Source organism: Pseudomonas sp. I3-I5 (assembly GCF_022699445.1).
Lineage (GTDB): Bacteria > Pseudomonadota > Gammaproteobacteria > Pseudomonadales > Pseudomonadaceae > Aquipseudomonas > Aquipseudomonas fulva.
In genome coordinates this window covers 1,726,247-1,744,093 of record NZ_CP093940.1, presented here as the reverse complement: position 1 = coordinate 1,744,093, position 17,847 = coordinate 1,726,247, and the positions used below count along the sequence as shown (strand labels likewise).

Sequence of the window (17,847 nt, the reverse complement as noted above, 5' to 3'; positions counted from 1 at the left end):
TGATCAAGCTACCAGCAGGAAGACGAACCATCATGTCTAAATCAGCGTTACCCCACTTTCAGATCGACGCTGAGGTGTCTGCAGACGCCTCCTTGCATCTGACCCTCTTACGAATTCAATGCATGCTTGCGCTCATCTCCGCCGAGATGAGTTGGCAAGCGCAGCGATTGCTAATTATCGGGAAAAACTTCAGGTTACAAACAGGTACAGGTTTGAGCTTCTCGTTTAGGAGAAATGAACGATGCTGTCGAACGATTGCACTGGACAAGGCAACAGAGCATCTACTTAATAGGTACATGGAGGTAAGCGGACTTGGGCTTGGTCAATTCCTGTTTCCTTCCATAAGCGATCCTAGCCAGCCCATGAGCAAGGTTGCGGCGTTCGCAATCCGCAAAATGTGGCGGTCTGAAAGCGAGATATCGATATCGCCAGTGGACTTCAAGCGCGGACTTGCAAGGTATCTCCGAGCTTCGGGGCTTATCGCTCAAGCTATGAGCCTTGAGCGTCATCTACCCAGCCGGCCGAAGATCACCTTGGCAGAGCCGATCAAGGCTCAACTCAAGCGGTCTCTGGATAAACGTGGCCCTGAGCTCCCACCCACCTAGCAGTTGCGGAGATGACGTCGCAACGGCTAGCGGGCGCCCCTTCAGGGTCGGCGGGCGTGAACCAAGCCGATCGCTCTGCGGCGTCTTTACTCTTAAGAGCTTCCATCCTCGCGCTTTCGGCCAGGGCCTGCGTGGTCAGTTGCTCTCACAGTGAGCAACTGACCACGCAGGCCACTACCACCCTGCCTATCTAACTATCTGAGCTCTCGGGAAAGCCCTTTCAGACCTTCCCTATCACAAGCTTTTCACGGATCAAGTTGAACAGCTCTGCCTGGTAAACGGCGTCGTCCAAAGCGTCGTGGTTGCCTGAGCTTTCAGGGTTAACAACCTTCTCAATCTCGCTGGAGCGCGTCGATTTCCAGCTGCAGTCAGTAGCACCAAAGTACATCGACTTGATGTCGAGGGCAGCGATGCCGAAGGGGTTTTCGCCCAGGAACAAATGGAAGTAGTAGTTCACGAAGCTCCAATCGAAGGAAGCGTTGAAGCCAACGAACACTACCGTCTGGCCCGCGCCGGCGAGCGACTCGACCCAGGCCTTGAACTGCGCCATCGCATCACGAGGCTCCAAGCCTTCCTCGCGAAGTCTCTCCAGCGACAACCCAGTGACCTCCAGAGCAGCCGGCACGAACTCCTCGGAGATGGGCTTCAGCAAGCATGAGAACTGCTCAGCCGGACTCGAAGTCAGGCACGCGCCGATCGACAGCATGCTGTACTTGCCCGGGATCGGGCCAGACGCCTCGATATCGACCGAGACGAAGATTTCTTTTTCGGCTTTCATAACTACTCCGCTTGAGCTGGTGTCTGGGTGACATCCGCTGGTACCACTACCAGACACCAAGAGCCTGGAAAGATCACTGACCTGGTCGGTATTGAGTGTGGGCAAGGCCCCCTCCTCCGACCTCATCGGACGATCTGCCGCTTACTTGTCTTCCATGACCGGTGATGGTTTCATCGTCAGAATCGACTCAGTCAGATCCTTGAACTCCAGTGGGCGATTCGGAAACGCTTTCGCCATTGCTGTTGGATACAGACGAGTCCGGATATCAGAGTATGTCCACGCAGGCTGACCGTTGCGCTCACCGGTCACAGTTGCCAGGTCGGTCAGTTGTTTGTCCGAAAGCCCCATGCCAGCCAGATCCATGCTGAACAGCTCCTTCCGCTCCGAAGCATCCGGGCGAGTGAACTCTTCAACGATGGCGGCACGTCGGCGGAGGGCTGCATCCAGCACGGAAAGTCGGTTGGTGCATAAGATCACCACGATGCGGCCGCCATACTTACGTAGCTCATCGACGCCCTGAATCAGGGTGTTCACTGCCACCTTGTCTTCGTGGTGACTCTGACTCTGCGATCGGGAGGCCGCAATCGAGTCACCTTCATCGATGATCAGAATTGCCCGGCGTTTCTTGCCCGCAGCCTCAGCGACCTCTGCAAATGCCTGGGTCAACAACGTGCCCATCTCGCCGACCTTACCGGAACCACGAACCCGGTTGCTCAACTTGAACAGTACCGAGTCCTCAGTGCGTGAATCACGGACGATACGGTTGGCAATGCACTCGGCTGTTGCGGTTTTCCCGGTACCGACGTCGCCGTGGAAGATCACTAGAGGATACTGATCGGCCACTAGGTTGCAGATCGGCAGCACACTTTTATGGTGCTGCTTGCTCCACTCGGACAGCTGGCCTTGGTTCAGCAGCAGCTGGAGTTGGTTCTGCACACGCTCATAGCGGCCAGCAAACCCGAGCAATACTTTCTCGCGGTCAGTCAGCTGGATGTCCGGCAGATCAATGGCCGAGTCAAAAACGGAGGTAGTGCTCATCGGGTGTAGTCCTTACGTTCCATGCCGTAGCCATTGCTGGAGTATTCACGCCCACCGCTCTGGGTCAGCTGGGAGTGAGAAATATCCGCGTAACTGGTCGACCAACTGCATTTCATTTTGCTGGCCATCTTTTGCTGGGCATTCGCATCGTAGGCGTCAGTGGTGCCGAGAACGATCCGCAGCTCTGGATTCGAGAGTCTTGGCCAGAGGGCATTTCCTGGGCGCTGGTTCGCAAGCGAGCCAGACTCATTGACGTAGAACCGCGCAGCCTTGTACTCGACTCCGTAACTCAACAAGGTGATATCGACATACTCGAGGTAGCCGTACTTGGCCAGAACCTCAATGTCGTGCCCCCACTGACGTGCCTCAGTTTCGGTGATCGCGCCGCTGCTGGAAGCGATCATCACGAGGTCAGCCGTGATACGCCGCATGACCGCTTCAATATCAGTCGTGGTGAAGGTGCTGGTTTGGGTGGAGGTAGAACTCATGCTGCGTCCTCCACCTTGAAGCCTTTACCGAACAGCTCTTTCCAAACCTCGAAATCATCTTCGATCGATGCGAAGTGCGCGGTTTCCCAAGAATCCTCGGCCAGTTGAACGATTTCCTTGCGCTCATCCTCCGTGATGCGGCTCGCAACGTTGTTGGTGTCACATACCGGGTCGATGATCACCACTGTGTCCTGGAATTGAGGCACCCAGCTGTTCTCAGGGAATTTGATGACCTCCTTGAGGCCGGACTGCGCGATGTACAGTAGGAAATCCCGGAAGCGCTTCTCCAATGAGCCAGCCTTGCCGTTCACTTCAAGCACGTGGGCCATGATCAGTTCGATGTGGAAGGACTTGAGTGGTACTTCCTTCCAGGTACGCCAGCGCTTGGCCAGGCGCACCAAGGTACGGAAGTCCGGATCCTCGTCCTTCCGAACCTTCACGAAATTCACTTGGCACGGTGCGCAGGTTTCAGTTTTCGAGCCATCGATACGGTCGAACTGCCAGCCGTAGCCGTCCTTGTTCGGGTTCTCGATGACCGGAACGATATCAACCTCCAGCCCGGTACCCACGAAGGTCACTTTCGCTGCCTTACGCTGGATTTCGAAGTCTTCAACAGACTTGTTGGGGTACAGGTTGACCAGGGCGTCGTAGATTTTCTGGCTGAGAGTCGAGAAGGTCTCTTCATCTACCTTCTGGCCGCTGATGTAGAACACCACGTCTACGTCGGCCGGGTTCTGAGCGTTGGGCCGCAGGATGGTGTGCTTGGCGAAGGAGCCGGCCTTTACCACCTTCTTGATGGTGATCTTGTCCTGCTTCTTCAGGCTGTCCTTCAACGCTGCGATCAGGCGGTCGACCTGGGCGTTGTAGGTCTCCCGCTTGTCCTTTGGCAGGCGTAACACGTTGCTGTCGTACCATTTGATCTGGGTGTTGGTGAGTGGCATGGGCCATCCCCTCCTAAAAAATGTTGTGTTAGTCGCAAAGCATCCCTACCAGCAGCTACACCACATGCCGACGGATGAGATGGCGCGGCAACTCAAGGCTCAGCCCTGAGTCACCCCTTACGGCTAGCTGCAGTTCACCCTCCCCCTCGCATCCTCCATAACCGTCTAAAAGATCCGGCAGGGAAAATTGCGAACCACAGCTTGCTAGCGTATGATTACTATACGCATAGTTTTTAGATGCAGTCTAGTTTTTATACGCTATCGAGGTTCGAGCATGACAAACGATTCCAAACCCACGGACGACCAACCCACCAGCAAGGGACGGCAAGGAGCACGTTGGGGCCAGGAACGTCGGTTGGAATTCATCGACTATCGACTCCGCTGGGATGGCCAGATCAACCGCAGCAGTCTTACTGACTTCTTCGGAATCTCGGTGCCCCAGGCGTCACTGGACATCACTGAGTACGCGAAACTCGCCGAGAGCAACCTCGAGTACGACACCCGGGCCAGGGTCTATCGGGCAACTGAGTCATTCAAAGCAGTCTTCCCTTCCAGCGCAGTCGAGCGCTACCTGGATGATCTGCTGCGCGTCGCCGTTCAGCCTGAGATCCCCTACGGCAGCTTTCTGGGCTGGCAATCCCCTGTCGCAGCCGTACCCAAGCTGGGTCGGCGCCTGAACGCAGACATCGTTGGGGTAATTCTCCGCGCGATTCGCGAGAAAGAACTTGTCGAGGTCTTCTACCAACCCCTGACAGACCCTGAAGGCGGTGAGCGAATGCTCTCTCCACATGCCTTGGTGCATGACGGTAACCGCTGGCACGTCCGGGCGTACTGCCACAAGCGTAAGGCCTTCCGGGATTTCTCACTGACCCGTATCAAGCACTGCAAATACGTGGGGCAAGATCGGGATCGGGCTGATGAAGACTACGCCTGGAACACCATGGTGAATGTGGTTCTCACCCCCCACCCTGGCCTCACGCCCGCTCAGCGTAAATTGATCGAGAATGACTTCCTGATGGAGGGCGGCGAGATGCATGTCGAATGCCGCCGAGCACTTCTCTTGTACCTCCTGTTCCAACTCAACCTGAATGAAGATCAGGCTGATCAGAGGCCCGAGGTCATCCAGCTAGCCCTCAAAAACAGGGATGAGATCAAAGACCTCATCCAGTATTAACACCTAAAAAATCAGCCAACACTCAACACCTCAGCTACCGGAATTGTCACGATGGCAAAGCTTGAAAATGAATTCATTCTGATTGCGGGCAGCATCTCCAAAAAGACAGAGAAGGCCTCAATCGACCTCGCGCACGACTTCACTCGCGCGGTAACGAAAAGCGTCTTGGCCGCACAGGGTGGCCTTGTGGTCTACCTGGCTGGCTTACCTACCAATGAGGCTGGTGATGCTCTGACCTTCGATTGGACGGTGGCCTATGAGGCAGAGAAACTGTTGGTTGAGTACGCTCCTGCCCATCAGTTGAAAATCGTCACATCGCAACTGGCCATGCGGGAAAAAATGACCCTTGAACAACGGACATTGATTCGCCGTCTTGCCGCCGAGGACTATGCACAAATCGTCTACATCGAAGACGACCTGGTCACCGGCGGGAACATCGGTGATGAACAAGTTGAGGTGGCCACGGCAATGATTGCCCTGGGCGGTGGTAAGGGGGTATCCGACCGAGCACGTAAGCTGCGTAAACGTAAGCTTCCAGTGCTGCCGTTTGACCTGCAGCTAGGGGGCTTCAGCGAAGATGGAGAAGGAGCCCGCGGTCTACGTGATGCCTTCTTCAAGGAACCTCTGACGCTGTTCCCTTTCACTGGCGAGCAGGTAAAGGGACGCCTGGACAGCATGTCCTTGCAGGAGCCTCTTTACAGCCTGGACATGCTTGCAGACCTTTCTGTTGGACTTTTCCAAGCAGAAATCGAGGCCAAGGAGGCAGCACGCTCTCCAGATCTTCTGGTCATCACGGCTATCGCCATTGAGCTCGCCGCGGCGAAAAAAGTCTTCGGCATTGGCGAAGATGTGCCTGCACGCTACTCCAAGAATGGCATTCACTTCTGGCCCGTAACCATTCAGCGAGCAGACGGGCCTCTCTCATGTGTCGTCGCCTCTCTCGGCAACGCTGGCAACGTCAATGCGAGCGCCATCACTACCCTGCTACTTTCAGAGCTGACCCCCAAGAAGGTTTTGATGATGGGGATCGCAGGCGGACGTCGTAAAAAGCTCAGCCTCGGCGAGGTCATTCTGTCCGAACGCGTCGTGTACTACGAAGGGGGTGCAGCACACGCTGGGGGCACGATTGCGCTTAGGCCAGAGATGCAACGCCCAGGTCTGTCTACCCAGCAAGATCTCAGTGCTTACTTCGCAACCGCGTCATTGCCTGATCGCCTGCAAGAGCGTGCGGAGAAGCTGGGCTTCGCGATCCCTATCGAGTCTCCAGCTGGGGAAGTTGCAGCAAGGCTCGTGGTATCGCCGGCAACGATCGCCTCCGGCGAATTGCTCATTCGAGACCCAAAAGTCTTCGAAGGCTTCCAAGGCATTCATGAAAAAGCCCTTGTGGCTGAGATGGAGGCTTACGGGGTCTTCGATGCCTGCGAAAAGCAGAACGTGCCCGTGTTGGTTGTCCGCGGCATCAGCGATTACGGCGACACGACCAAGGACAACACCTTCCACAAGGTTGCGTCAGAGGCGGCGGCCATCGTGACCCTGGATTACGCGACGCACGGATGGACTCGTAAACTGGCTCTCTGAACCATCGAGTCTCGTTGGCGTAAGCACCCTAAAGCCTGAACTGGCCGCCGCATTCGGCGGCCAGTGATTTCCCAGGTCAGCCAGCTGAAAAGAAATTTTCAGCGAGCATGCTTTCGCCCCTGATGATTTTCGTTTGAACTCTCGCTTTCAGCTTACTGCTCAAGTGAGGCAAAGCCGTACGATAGGTTTCTAAAGCCTGCTCCATGTGTCGCTTCTCACTGCCCCTACCAGCCAGATAGAAAAACGTATGCCCGATCCATGCGGTGGTTTTCGCCCATGCGACAGGGTCGCTTTCGAAAGTACGTACAAGCAATGCATCCTGATAAGCCTCAATGGCGCGATGCAGGCACTCTGTGCTCTCGTCAAAATCAGCAAGGGTAAAAAAAGCGTTTCCCAAATTGTGCTTTGTCATCGCCCAATCGCGAGGGTTATTCACTTGACTAAGCTCTTCTAGGGAGTTTTTGTATGCCTCAACCGCCTGCTCTATCAGCTGAGAATTGTTTTTCCGATCCCCCAGCTCGAGAAGTGCATTGGCTTGAGAGTTCAGTGTTCGAGCCCAATCCAACGGAGCGCGCGCTCTAGTACGTTCTTCTAAAGCTGATAGCGCAGCCGCCAAGGCCAGCTCAAGCCAGTCGGAATCCCCATCCCGGAGAGCAAGCTGGAAGTAGAGGTGGGCGAGATTATGATGCGTGGTAGCCCATTCTAGTGGTACCTGTTCCCGCGGCATCTGGGACAATGCGGCCTGATAGGCCTCATCCGCCTGATGGAAAAAATCGAGGTCATCTGTATGTTCGCCCAAGGCGAGTAATGCACTGGCCAGGTCATTCTGTGTAATGCCCCAATGCAAAGGCGAACTCTGCCCACGCTCAAGCAGAGCTGCTCTAAACGCCTGAACACTTTGCTGAAGGAGCGAAACACTATGTTCACGCTCGCCAAGGACACGCAAAGCATTACCCAAGTTATTCTGAGCTCGTCCCCACTCTCGCGGCAGCCGACCAAGAGCTGGCTCAAGCAGAGCATCCTGCAGGCAGGATACGGCCTGACGAAGCCGAATCACGCCACTCTCACGCTCTCCAGCCAGTCGCAGTGCCGCGCCAAGATTGCTTCTTACGATAGCAACCATTAGGACGTCCCCCGCCTCGCTGAAAAACTGCAAAGGCACATTAAAACGTTCAACAGCCTCCACCAAGAGATCCGAGCGGCTATCCCTGCAACCTAATGACATGAGTACGCCACCTACGCCATTTTGAGCGTGAGCGTATGTGACATTGCGAGAGGCACTTGAAGCCGCAACCGCTTCCTTGAACGCTGACTCAGCTAATCGGAGAAGATCATCATGGGGCGCTCGCTCACCTAAAACAGCCAAAGACTTTCCAAGCCAGAGCAATGCTTCACTCCTATCTTGGCCATCGACCGCTTGATCAATCCACTTACGAGACAGCTCAATTGCTACGTTGAGCGGGAAGCTCAAGCCATACTCTTCGCCCTTACAAAAATACGCATCAAGCTCATTTACGAAGGCTTTGCTGAGGATGGGGGCGTCGGGATGATCGAGCGAAATACGCCTGATTACATCGTCAGCTACCTGCTGAGGGTCTTGCAGCAATGTGTACTGCTTAATCGAGGCCTCAAGAAGATCAGCACGCTGACGTTTGATTGACTCGCGCGTGTCAGCCTCTTGCTTATCTAATGTGGCAAGAGCCTCCTCAATTGACTGGGCGCCGTGTTCAAGCTCGCCGGCCTCAATCGACTCACGCACATCAGCCATGGTGTCGTTGACTAGACGGTCGCGGTAGTAGGCAGTGGTGCCTGTTGCATTGATTTCCTCTAGAACGGAAACAGCGAAATCCAGCTCTTTGAGCGCTTGAGATCGATCTAGCAAAAGCTCTGGTCTTAACCGCTTAGCCAGCGCCAGGATTGCCTCATCCGAAATTCGACTATCACCGTCTCTCTGTTGCAGCTTGATGGCTTCAAGAATCTGGGCAAGTGCCTCTTGCGTCTGAGCACTCTGCTCGCTGGCAGCTGAAATTCCCTCATCGACCTTGGAGCCAATCACTCTCACTTCAGCACTGATCGACTCCAGACGTTGCACACAACCCGTCTCGACGTCTTCCAGCCAGGTCTGGAGCCCCCCAGCACTGGGCAGGTCATCCAACCTATCGAGCATCTGATCGATGCGTTCGTCGATGCCTTCTAACGTCTTTAGGCATTGCCGCCCCAGTTTTACCCCAAGACTGCTGACCGTCATCTGAAAAGCCTTTCCAGCTTCAGAGTACTTGTTGGGGGCCTGGATGGTCTCCACAAACACCAAAAAGACGAGATCACCGAAGGTCTGCTGGACGGTACTGAGCCGAGTGAAAATCCCTGCCGACGCGATTTGGGTATACAAAGCTGGAACATCGCTCGCCTGACAGCCGACGATTGCAGCAGCGATTTTGCCAAAGTCCCGAGTCAGCGGGTCAGCACTTTCAGACCCCTTCCCTACCTGCGTAGTGGGAGCGTTAAGTAGAACGAGCTCAAAGTGATCATCAATCAGTGAACCCTCAAGGCTTTTTCCACGCTCAAAGGCCGCAGCGCGAAGCTGAATGAGTTTCGCCTTGAACTTGCCTGAGAAGGTGCCTATGACGGTCGCTTGGCCATCTCCTTCAAATGACTTGCAAGCGGTCAAAACCGATTTGTTCACCTCTAAGGCTGCTTGGATCCAAGCTATTCTGAGGACGCGAAGAAGGTCATCGTTGGCTCCAAGCGAGGCGAACAGGTTGTGATCGTTCAGCCGTGCCGCAACGTTTTTCTTGCGCCACTCTGGCACCAGCTTGATTAACGTTGGGAGGCCTTTGACAACCGTCCCAATCAGCTTTTCCGTCCAGACCATTTGGCACCCCGCTGCAGAAGATTACCGTAGGCTACCAATTACTCCTTTCTTCCGGGTAGCCCGAGATAGAGCGTCCAGGTGAAATCAAGCGATCGGTTAACCCTCCCGTGACAGATAAGGTAGCGCAGCGTATTGCAGCCCTTCGAAGCCGAGCTGTTGTGATTTGCAAGATGGGTTTGCGTTACCAATCTCGAGGCTTTGCCTCCCCATATCATAAGTGGGAGGCTAGGCCTTACTCGCCATCTAAATCACTTCTACGCCCTGGAAGCGCTAGCTGCCTGACGTCCATTTGCGGAACGCCAATCATCGAGGCTGGTAGGCACCGAGATCATCCGGAACTCGTTGGGCGCGAGCGTAACCTTGTAAACCGGAATGTTGATTTCGCTGCAGATGTTCAAAATCTCGAGTGCGTCAGCATCCGAGATTTTAGCTCCGAGATGAACGGCCTTCAGGGGCGCATCGACATTGATACCTTTGACTTCTCTATCGCCATCTGGAACTACCCAGCGCCACTCGCGCTCGTACTTCCAATCGACAGCCTTGCACAACGATGCAGCGATGCCGAAAAGCTCGTTGAAGTCTTTGCCGAGGCGATGAGCTCTGAGGATATGGGTAACCTCGAACAGCTTATCTGTGTAGGCGACAGGCCATAGCGTGAGGGTGGAAAGCTTATTCCGGTGAAGACGCGTGAAGTCGTACTCCATGGCAAACCCGGTGTGGTGGGCGCCGTAGTGGCTCCACATCAACACCGAATCCACACGCTCGCTCAAGCTGCAGATTTTGTAACTGCTTTTGAGCTGATCAATGAGGTTCGGTAGTTGCCCCGCCTGGTGATTCGGCGCCAAGACGTCAACTTCATGGAGCCATTGCTCAACATTCAGGGGGCATGGCTCTCGACCCGATGCCAGCGCCACTACCGCAGCAACGGGGTCGTCGGACGAGAGAGCAGTAGCAATCTGGTCTTCGCAGAAACCTAGCTCGTCGAGCTTTTCCCAAGCAGCGAGTTTCCTATAGTCAATCCAGAAGGCCGTGTCGTATGGGTCATTGAACTCACTGGCTACGCTCAGCCAGAGGGTTTTCTCAGCCAAATTCCTAAATGCGTACTCACCGCAGGGTCGGATCTTGAACAGCCGATCGGGCGTGTGCAGGGTCTTCCCATTTACAAGCTTCGGAATGTCCATATCGCCGATAGTGGCGGACGAAAAATTCTCGATGAAATCCCTTACCCAATCCCTATCCACACGATTTCCTTTTTCTACGTGGCTGCTCAGGCACGAGAAGCTATCACATCCCTGGACGCGTTCAACCCGCCTACGGCCGTGCTCGACATGCTTCCTGAACTTGGATTGCCCAGCCTACCGAACGTAGCCATTCATGCCTGTGGCCCTTACCATTGGCGCTCCCTTGTAGCTGGTGGGTACGGGTATGCTGAAATTACTTGATCGACTCTGGAGCTGGGCCTTCCCCGACAAGAGGCCCGAGCGCGAGAAACAGCAGGAGCGCGACTTCATTCATGCCGTCAACCAGCTCAAGACGTTGAGGGTCACCCCCAGCGGGAGCATGTCGATCGACCCTGAAGAAGTCCGCGACCAGGTGCTCAAAAGTCGCGAGGCATACCGAGATTTGGTCTCTCCTCTGCATCGCAAGCGCTGAGCCGATTGAGGGTGCCGGATCAGGCCCGCCAAGCTAACTTCCCGCAAAGGGTATGCAGATAACATATTGTTTTTTCGTCGGAAATTCTGTAATCGCACCCGTTTCGACCTTGACCAATCTCCCCCAATCAACTTGATTTCAAGCTACTGATAGGGTGAGGAACCATCATGCTCAGATCACTGTTGTTTCAGGTTGAGGAAGACGTTGAGGTCTCTTCGAACGGCGTTTCTCTCGGGGTTGTCAGTTGCCTTCAGTGGAAGTCACCCAACTTCGTGCCGCTAGAGGTTGCGGCCAAGCAGACCCTTGCCTTGATGTGGTGCGGAAGGCTTGATGATGGGGTGCTCAATGTCCTGGAAACGGCTCATATCCATGGCGCGCTTGCTCCGGTCAGGCTGATCGCCGCGCGTGCTGACGTGCTGCATCTCTTCCTGGCCGACGGGGTCTCAAGCGAGACTCTGCCTGCGGTTGAAGCACTGTGGGAAAAGGTCAAAGATGCGGCCAATGTTCAATCTTGGGCCGTCCACTTTATGAATATCAGCGAGATCATGGCCGATCAGACTGCTGATGATTTCTGCGTGACCGCCAAAGAAATCCTCTGGCTGCATAACCTCGGGCTGGCTGATTTCGAAGGCAGTGCCAAGGGTAATCAACTGCGCTGTCATCAAGTCCCGGCGATGTGCGTGACAGATAACTCCCAATGGCATCAGCATGTGCTTTCTGGCCTGGACAAAGACCTTCGCAGGCTTCAAGACCTTATCGTCGAGAGGGACAAGGCTCTGAGCATCGATAAGGGTTGAATCGTTATGTCCGGAACCAGGCTGTTAACGCATTTGATCATACGAAGATTGATCGCCACGCATCTAATGTCGAATTCGCGATGGGTCATGATCAGAGCAACATCTTGGAGCATGACCTCAAGAGCCAGGATTGAAATCAGGGCGCGCCCCTTCGGTGCCGGCTGGCGTGAACCAAGCCGCTCGCTTTGCGGCGTCTTGGCCCTGACGGGCTTTCATCCTCGCGCCTGCGCGCTCCGCTTGCTAAATGAGTACATCTGACTTTTTACACGAGGCACTCGATATGGCGATTGCAGATCTTTTTCGGTTGAGGGCAGATTCATTGGCACAGAGTGATCGCCCGCGTTTCAAGATCTACAGCTGCCTTCAGTGGAAAGGCCGAAACCTGGAAATGATGCCCCAGATCGCTGAGCAGCGGTTTTGCGTGATGTACAACACCTTCCTGGATGAACGCCTGATCACCGCGCTGGAACGAGCCTATGCGCGTGGATTGATGTCTCCAGTCAAGCTGATCGCTCTCCATGACAATGACCTGCGTATGTTCTTGGACACCAAGACGTCCAACAGTACCGCAGCTGCCATGGAGGAGCTTTGGAGGGACTTCACGGATCTCGATGCGACTCGCAGGTATTCGGTGACATTCGCTAGCGAAGACCAGATCCTCTCAGGGCGCTCTGATTACCCATACCTGGACGCGGCTAGAGTGCTTCTTGAAAGCTCTTCTCTTCACCTGGAGCCATACGAGTTTCCTGACCTCGAGCCCTTCGACCCGGAGAGCTTCTCGCCAGATGATCAGTCGTCGTTTATCCATCCACCTGAAGGCTTCTGAATGACCAGAGCGTGCCGTGCCCGGTAGCCAGCAACGCTCGAGCTACAGGCCGGCCATAGATCAGCTAGGGGAAGCACGTCTGAGCATCACAGCTTGTTTTCAGGTAAGGTGAACGGTTTGTTGTCGCTTCCAGGCCGCGAAGCATCTCTTGAACGAAGTCGATTGATCCCTGCAGTTCTTCGATCATTTCCGTGAAGACAGCCTCAAGCTCGCCATGTGCTCCTGAGGCTCGCAGCTCAAGAACCAGTTTCATGAATTCTTCGCCTTGCGCCAGTGGCATCTGAAAACGGCAGTACACCGTATCCTTAGCATCACGACTCATGCCTATCTCCGACTTCGCCCAGTAAAATAGGTATTTGTAACGTGGTTTTTGGAATGTAACACTCTCAATGTTACATTCCAAAAACCACGTTACATTCGCTTATAGCCGGCTCCGAATTCAGAACAGAGACGACACCTGCAGGCGCCTATTTTATCAACTGGCTTCCATTGATGCTAAGTAGGCAGCGACCTGAAGGCTTTCCATAAACCAAATAGCTTCGTCGAGATCCAGATTGAAAGCTCGATGGTCGACCGAGATGCACGGCAGCCTAACGTCTTCATCGAATGCCATCACCACGCGATGAAAGGTCGACCCGCTTACGGATGTAGTTTTTCGCTCGAAGTCATAGGAGGCGATGTACTCGTACCCCTCCCCGCTACCGGAAAAGACATTCATCGTTTCTTCACGAGTCAAATCCGAGCGTTCCGCGATCAATTGCTGCCAGTCCCGGGAGGCGTTAATCAGATCAACCTCTGCATGATCCGCTCCCAAAGAACCTAACAACACATATATAATCAGCAAAGTAGCCAGCTTGTTAGCAATTTCAGCACACTGCAGTGCAGTAAAAACTGATTCCGACTCATCCAAGGTCACCAACACCTGCTCGCCATGCACGTCAACTGATCCGGTGAATTCTCCGTCAAGCCCATAACCATGCCACGCCAATGTCCGCGTAGATCTGTATGAGACCCTCCTTTCTAAGGCGGCCTTGCCTGGCACGCTGTGGCTTTGGCGCCCTACTGTCACGCATTCAAAGTGAGGCTCTATTTGCGCGGTAAGGTAACCCGCAATCCTGAGGTACTCCACCAACCTTAATCCCTGGTTGAAGTCTAGATAAATAGCGTTTCCGTCCAAGAAAATACATGGCTGCAACGAAACCGGATCTGGAATGACAGAGATTTTGAAATAGTTTTGACCTTCGCCGTCAGTTTTAAACGCTCTGAAATCGCCAAAATAAAACCGCTTATTAGCACCACGACTAAGCGTGCAGGATGTCAGCAGCTCCTCTTGCTCAGAAATGGTTCGTGCCTGGATTAGGCCACACCACGCCTTGCTATTCTGGAGAGATTTAACTCTGACTTCGGACATCTCTGCTTCGAATGCCCCTTTGCAATGAAGGATCAAATCGCCAAGGCAATGTGCTAATTCTGCACATTGCTGCGCAGTCAGATAGTGGCTGCGCCCATTAGCAGAAATCATGCAATGGCCTTCCTTTAACTCGAGATCGACTTTACACAAGCGATCATCCGAAAAAGATTCGCAACCGCTTAAAAACTCAACACAGAAATTGGTGTGACTGACTTGCAAAGCTTGATCACTCATAATTTAGGCCGTAATTATTGAAAATAATAATTATATAAACGGCTCAAAATATTCAAACCTTTAGCAAGAAAAGGAAAAATTGATGAGATTTCTGGGCGCTGACGCCACATATTCAAGATACTTTTCAAAACACCACGCAAGCGGATGAGCTGCCTAATAAGCACGTGCTATAGCGATCGCGGCTTCGCTTAAGATTTTTCCTCGGTGGCAATCGGCAAAGTCGTAGAGGTTGTGCCCACCGGCCACTTCTCGAAGCTGGGTTGAGAGTGCCTGACTGGCGCTAACAAGTGATTTGGTACAGCCTCCATCACGTATAGGAGACTTTTCTTTCACTCAATTTTCACGCCCCATGATAGATACTCAAGCTATCCCTACGTGATAGATGCTCCCTTGCCCGCCTAGCAGCGGGCTTTCTTTTGCCTGTGGCTGCGCTTGGCTGACCACGCAGAAACATATCGGAGCATCGGACTACTCGGGCGCGTCCGGGGTGACAAGCAGTTGAAGCAGCTCCCCGATCAACCCTTCTGCATCACTTTGGTACCCTTCACGCCAACTGTATGACCAATCTTGAGGAGATCCGCCCTCCTCCCACTCGGCCAAGGCAAGGGCATTGACGATTTCCATATCAAACCAGATGGCCTGCCACCCTTCAGCGTCTGAGACCAAGTTTGGCTTTTGCCAGACGAATTCAGTCCTCGCTACGAAGTGCGACCAGCTCATCAGATCTTGAGGTGCATCTTGGGCCAGTACCCTTAGCGCCGACACTGTCAGCACAGGTTTCCTCCAACGAACAGGATGCTCGACATCCTGCCAGAGAGTTCGATAAGGGCGTGCCCCATTCGGGGGCGGCTGTCGTGAACCGCACCCTGCCGCTGGCAGGTTACGGCCCGGTAGGGCTTCCATCCTCACGGGCCATCCTGGCCGGCGCGCTCCTCTTGCGGGGCGGATCGCAACGACCTTTATCGCGCGAGACGTTACCCTTTACGACCTTCCGTGCCCCCGGTCAGGCCATCCTCGCCGGCATTGCTCCACTATCTTAGCTGCATCATCGATCACCTCGACTCGAATCCGCGTTGAGGCAACGAGCGACCCGCGAATTAGAAAGCTACGTTGGTCTGATCCTGCTCGGGCTGACGATGGTAGCTAACTGAGGTACCCAGGGTGTCGAACACCACTCCCGTCACTTTGTGGATCACGATTTCGTTCCGGATCAATTCAAGAGCAGGTTGATGACGTCTAATGGGCGCACCGTCCATAAACTCGTCCGAGGCATCCTCCTCCGATTGATCCGCTGGCCAAAACTCGGGGTTGAAATACCTGCCGTCCTCATCACTATCCCAGAGACTCACATGGGAAGCGGCATGAACATTTTCGCAGTTGTGTACCTGCGAGGCCTTGTTGAAAAGGATCACGTTATGGCCATCTAAATCGTCGTCCTGCTTCGAAACTTGTATCGACGGGAAGTAAATACCATCTAGGTTCAATGTCGGATGGGTCGACAGGAAATCTGCTATCGCTTGGGTAATCAGATAGCCTTGGTCAACGCTCTCAGGCATAACGGGCAACAAGAGTTGTTCGCGCAGCTCGGCAAGGAAGGCGCACCGCTGAGCCTGTTCCATGCGCTGCGGTTCGAAGTAGCTCAGATCCCGATTGGGGCGGATACTGCTCAACGCAGCCAGGTTAAGCAGTCGCAGGGGACGGGTGACTTTGAACGTGGCAACCAAAACCTGACTGCCCACTGGGGGGCGAACCTCAGCGATAGCCGTTTGGATGTCGGTGGCACCGTAGAAAACAGACACGCCTTTGGCGTTCATCCGGCCAGCGGCACCAATGCCAGGCGGCGGCGGCCCCAAGAACTTCTCGGGATGCGAAAGCGCCTCAGCCACACCGGCATCATTTGAGAAAACCCGGGCACGCTGAAAGCGATCAAGAGGTGGCCCTGGAGCAATGGTTAGTATCGCGGAGGCCGATCCTCCGACAATGAGCTGCTCGATGCCGCCAAACACCTCTTCTAGCACGCGAGCGGCCGTCGGATTAACGTAGCGGGCTTCGTCACGCAGACTGCGCTCCATTTCTGACCATGCAGAGGACATTTCAGAGGTCGGAGTAACTCCCTCGGTGAAGTGAGGGTCGTCATCATCCCAATCACTCCAGGATTCGAGCAGCACCTCCGCGATCGCCATCATCAGGTCTTCTGAACAACCAAGCATTCGATCAAGTACCTGATGGAGATGCTCTCCAACACAGGGCCGGTCATAGAGTTCCACCGATAGAGGTTGGCGGACGTACTGGAAACTTGCATGAAGCGCCGTTTCACAGGTCTCCACGAGTTCGTCGAAACTGACCACATCCGTCTCGAAGCCACACACGCTGCATTCGTCTTCAGCCTCGAAATCTAGCGCCTCCTGCAGAAAGCGTTCGGTAACACAGTCACGACATACATAAGTGCTCATTAAACAGGCATTCCTTGATATCCGCCCCGAAATCAGTGCCTGAGCAACTGAGAGCATCTGATATAGCACATCCCCACAGCACTCACCCACGACAAGAGCCGCCTTCAGCCCGCAGGTAGGCCGAGCTCAGCCTGATTTTCGTCTGCCTGAATCCACTGGCGAGACGCTCTGACGTGGCCTGCGCACCAACTCGCTACTGGTGAGGCCGAGTAGGCATTGACCTGGGGAGGCACAAACCCCTCTTGGCAGGCTCGTAACAAGACATTCCGGCCAGTGCTTTGAACATCTCAAACCTAAACCCGCTTCTCACGCTTCCTCAATCTTACGATGGATGGCGATTAGCTCTGGCATGAACTGAAGACAATGCGATGTAAAGAACTCACGCGATTTGTTGATCCGATACTTGTCGAACAAACAGTGTAAGGCCTGCTCTAGCTTGGAGTAGTTGGTGGTTTCAAGTTGACTCAGAATCGTGAAGCGGAATGGCACTCCAGTTGTGTAAAGCTGGGTGATTCGTTTGTCGACCGAGCCAGTGGTGATACCGATTTTGACAATCTCAACCTGGTCAGCGGTATAGAGCCCCGTGGAAAGCACGTACAGGGTGCCGATATCTGCTTCCAGCTTGGCGAGATCTTCCCCCTCAATGAAATCATCAGCCTTAATCTCGGCAGAACTCGCATCTGCCAGGAGCGTCATCAGGTGAGGTTTTCTACTCTTGTCTGCCGAAATGTCCGAAGCGCTTCTGCAGGCTAGGTAGATTCGCGCCAGCACCGCATGATCCAAATCCTTGTAGTTGCCTGCCTCAATGTTTCTCAGGTGGCTAGGGGTACCAACGTGTTGCGGGTACTCCGCCTTCACAATTTCTCGGATTTGCTGAGGGGTCAACCCGTCAGGGTGCTGGCGAAGAATCTGCCGAATTACATCGGTAAAGCTGAGTTCGTCCTGCATCATCAATCCTAAAAAATGGCCTGTATCCTACTTAATCGACTAGATACCTTA

General features: G+C 54.2%; 16 protein-coding genes. 5 read left to right on the top strand and 11 right to left on the bottom strand.

Annotated elements, in window-relative coordinates; all coding sequences use genetic code 11:
- Positions 1–825: 825 nt before the first annotated feature.
- The 4 genes from MOP87_RS07860 to MOP87_RS07845 form a co-directional block, all read right to left on the bottom strand.
- Entirely contained in the window at positions 826–1,383 is a 558-nt protein-coding gene (locus tag MOP87_RS07860) for a 3'-5' exonuclease (protein ID WP_242810358.1), read from the bottom strand.
- A gap of 141 nt (positions 1,384–1,524) precedes the next feature.
- Positions 1,525–2,421, bottom strand: coding sequence for an ATP-binding protein (locus MOP87_RS07855; RefSeq protein ID WP_242810357.1), 897 nt, complete (start codon positions 2,419–2,421; stop codon positions 1,525–1,527).
- Positions 2,418–2,909 (bottom strand): hypothetical protein, encoded by a 492-nt coding sequence (locus tag MOP87_RS07850; RefSeq protein ID WP_197890216.1) that lies wholly within the window; start codon positions 2,907–2,909, stop codon positions 2,418–2,420. Before MOP87_RS07850 ends, MOP87_RS07855 begins: the two co-directional genes overlap by 4 nt.
- Positions 2,906–3,850 (bottom strand): CBASS oligonucleotide cyclase, encoded by a 945-nt coding sequence (locus tag MOP87_RS07845; RefSeq protein WP_242810356.1) that lies wholly within the window; start codon positions 3,848–3,850, stop codon positions 2,906–2,908. Before MOP87_RS07845 ends, MOP87_RS07850 begins: the two co-directional genes overlap by 4 nt.
- A 355-nt stretch (positions 3,851–4,205) precedes the next feature.
- On the opposite strand from MOP87_RS07845, the gene MOP87_RS07840 reads away from it, so the two are divergent.
- On the top strand, positions 4,206–5,024 hold the full coding sequence (locus MOP87_RS07840; RefSeq protein WP_242810355.1) for a WYL domain-containing protein: 819 nt from the start codon (positions 4,206–4,208) through the stop codon (positions 5,022–5,024).
- Positions 5,025–5,075: 51 nt separating this feature from the next.
- Positions 5,076–6,602, top strand: coding sequence for a purine phosphorylase (locus tag MOP87_RS07835; RefSeq protein ID WP_242810354.1), 1,527 nt, complete (start codon positions 5,076–5,078; stop codon positions 6,600–6,602).
- A gap of 76 nt (positions 6,603–6,678) precedes the next feature.
- Here the strand turns inward: MOP87_RS07835 and MOP87_RS07830 are convergent, their stop codons facing one another.
- Both MOP87_RS07830 and MOP87_RS07825 read right to left on the bottom strand, forming a co-directional pair.
- Positions 6,679–9,474: a tetratricopeptide repeat protein gene (locus MOP87_RS07830; protein ID WP_242810353.1), complete on the bottom strand. Its 2,796-nt coding sequence runs from the start codon at positions 9,472–9,474 to the stop codon at positions 6,679–6,681.
- A 254-nt stretch (positions 9,475–9,728) separates the two neighbouring features.
- Positions 9,729–10,715, bottom strand: coding sequence for a DUF2971 domain-containing protein (locus MOP87_RS07825; RefSeq protein WP_242810352.1), 987 nt, complete (start codon positions 10,713–10,715; stop codon positions 9,729–9,731).
- Between the two features lie 184 nt (positions 10,716–10,899).
- On the opposite strand from MOP87_RS07825, the gene MOP87_RS07820 reads away from it, so the two are divergent.
- From MOP87_RS07820 to MOP87_RS07810, 3 genes are all read left to right on the top strand, one after another.
- Complete coding sequence (locus MOP87_RS07820; protein ID WP_242810351.1) at positions 10,900–11,127, top strand: hypothetical protein; 228 nt, start codon at positions 10,900–10,902, stop codon at positions 11,125–11,127.
- A gap of 167 nt (positions 11,128–11,294) precedes the next feature.
- Positions 11,295–11,924, top strand: a complete 630-nt coding sequence (locus MOP87_RS07815) for a hypothetical protein (RefSeq protein WP_242810350.1) — start codon at positions 11,295–11,297, stop codon at positions 11,922–11,924.
- Positions 11,925–12,204: 280 nt separating this feature from the next.
- On the top strand, positions 12,205–12,750 hold the full coding sequence (locus MOP87_RS07810) for a hypothetical protein (RefSeq protein ID WP_235200021.1): 546 nt from the start codon (positions 12,205–12,207) through the stop codon (positions 12,748–12,750).
- A 64-nt stretch (positions 12,751–12,814) separates the two neighbouring features.
- Here MOP87_RS07810 and MOP87_RS07805 read toward each other — a convergent pair whose 3' ends face one another.
- The 5 genes from MOP87_RS07805 to MOP87_RS07785 all read right to left on the bottom strand — a co-directional run bounded on the left by MOP87_RS07805 (position 12,815) and on the right by MOP87_RS07785 (position 17,796).
- A complete protein-coding gene (locus tag MOP87_RS07805) occupies positions 12,815–13,072 on the bottom strand; it encodes a hypothetical protein (protein WP_242810349.1) in 258 nt (85 codons plus the stop codon).
- Positions 13,073–13,225: 153 nt separating this feature from the next.
- Positions 13,226–14,395: a hypothetical protein gene (locus tag MOP87_RS07800; protein ID WP_242810348.1), complete on the bottom strand. Its 1,170-nt coding sequence runs from the start codon at positions 14,393–14,395 to the stop codon at positions 13,226–13,228.
- 468 nt (positions 14,396–14,863) lie between these two features.
- A complete protein-coding gene (locus MOP87_RS07795) occupies positions 14,864–15,169 on the bottom strand; it encodes a hypothetical protein (protein WP_242810347.1) in 306 nt (101 codons plus the stop codon).
- Between the two features lie 323 nt (positions 15,170–15,492).
- Positions 15,493–16,848 (bottom strand): RES family NAD+ phosphorylase, encoded by a 1,356-nt coding sequence (locus tag MOP87_RS07790; RefSeq protein ID WP_235200026.1) that lies wholly within the window; start codon positions 16,846–16,848, stop codon positions 15,493–15,495.
- Positions 16,849–17,154: 306 nt separating this feature from the next.
- Positions 17,155–17,796, bottom strand: coding sequence for a GIY-YIG nuclease family protein (locus MOP87_RS07785; RefSeq protein WP_242810346.1), 642 nt, complete (start codon positions 17,794–17,796; stop codon positions 17,155–17,157).
- Between the last annotated feature and the right edge of the window lie 51 nt (positions 17,797–17,847).

Bases quoted from the DNA above. Each gene is read 5' to 3' on its own strand.
- MOP87_RS07860 (WP_242810358.1), bottom strand. From the start codon at position 1,383: ATGAAAGCCGAAAAAGAAATCTTCGTCTCGGTCGATATCGAGGCGTCT.
- MOP87_RS07855 (WP_242810357.1), bottom strand. From the start codon at position 2,421: ATGAGCACTACCTCCGTTTTTGACTCGGCCATTGATCTGCCGGACATC.
- MOP87_RS07850 (WP_197890216.1), bottom strand. From the start codon at position 2,909: ATGAGTTCTACCTCCACCCAAACCAGCACCTTCACCACGACTGATATT.
- MOP87_RS07845 (WP_242810356.1), bottom strand. From the start codon at position 3,850: ATGCCACTCACCAACACCCAGATCAAATGGTACGACAGCAACGTGTTA.
- MOP87_RS07835 (WP_242810354.1), top strand. From the start codon at position 5,076: ATGGCAAAGCTTGAAAATGAATTCATTCTGATTGCGGGCAGCATCTCC.
- MOP87_RS07830 (WP_242810353.1), bottom strand. From the start codon at position 9,474: ATGGTCTGGACGGAAAAGCTGATTGGGACGGTTGTCAAAGGCCTCCCA.
- MOP87_RS07820 (WP_242810351.1), top strand. From the start codon at position 10,900: ATGCTGAAATTACTTGATCGACTCTGGAGCTGGGCCTTCCCCGACAAG.
- MOP87_RS07815 (WP_242810350.1), top strand. From the start codon at position 11,295: ATGCTCAGATCACTGTTGTTTCAGGTTGAGGAAGACGTTGAGGTCTCT.
- MOP87_RS07810 (WP_235200021.1), top strand. From the start codon at position 12,205: ATGGCGATTGCAGATCTTTTTCGGTTGAGGGCAGATTCATTGGCACAG.
- MOP87_RS07805 (WP_242810349.1), bottom strand. From the start codon at position 13,072: ATGAGTCGTGATGCTAAGGATACGGTGTACTGCCGTTTTCAGATGCCA.
- MOP87_RS07800 (WP_242810348.1), bottom strand. From the start codon at position 14,395: ATGAGTGATCAAGCTTTGCAAGTCAGTCACACCAATTTCTGTGTTGAG.
- MOP87_RS07790 (WP_235200026.1), bottom strand. From the start codon at position 16,848: ATGAGCACTTATGTATGTCGTGACTGTGTTACCGAACGCTTTCTGCAG.
- MOP87_RS07785 (WP_242810346.1), bottom strand. From the start codon at position 17,796: ATGCAGGACGAACTCAGCTTTACCGATGTAATTCGGCAGATTCTTCGC.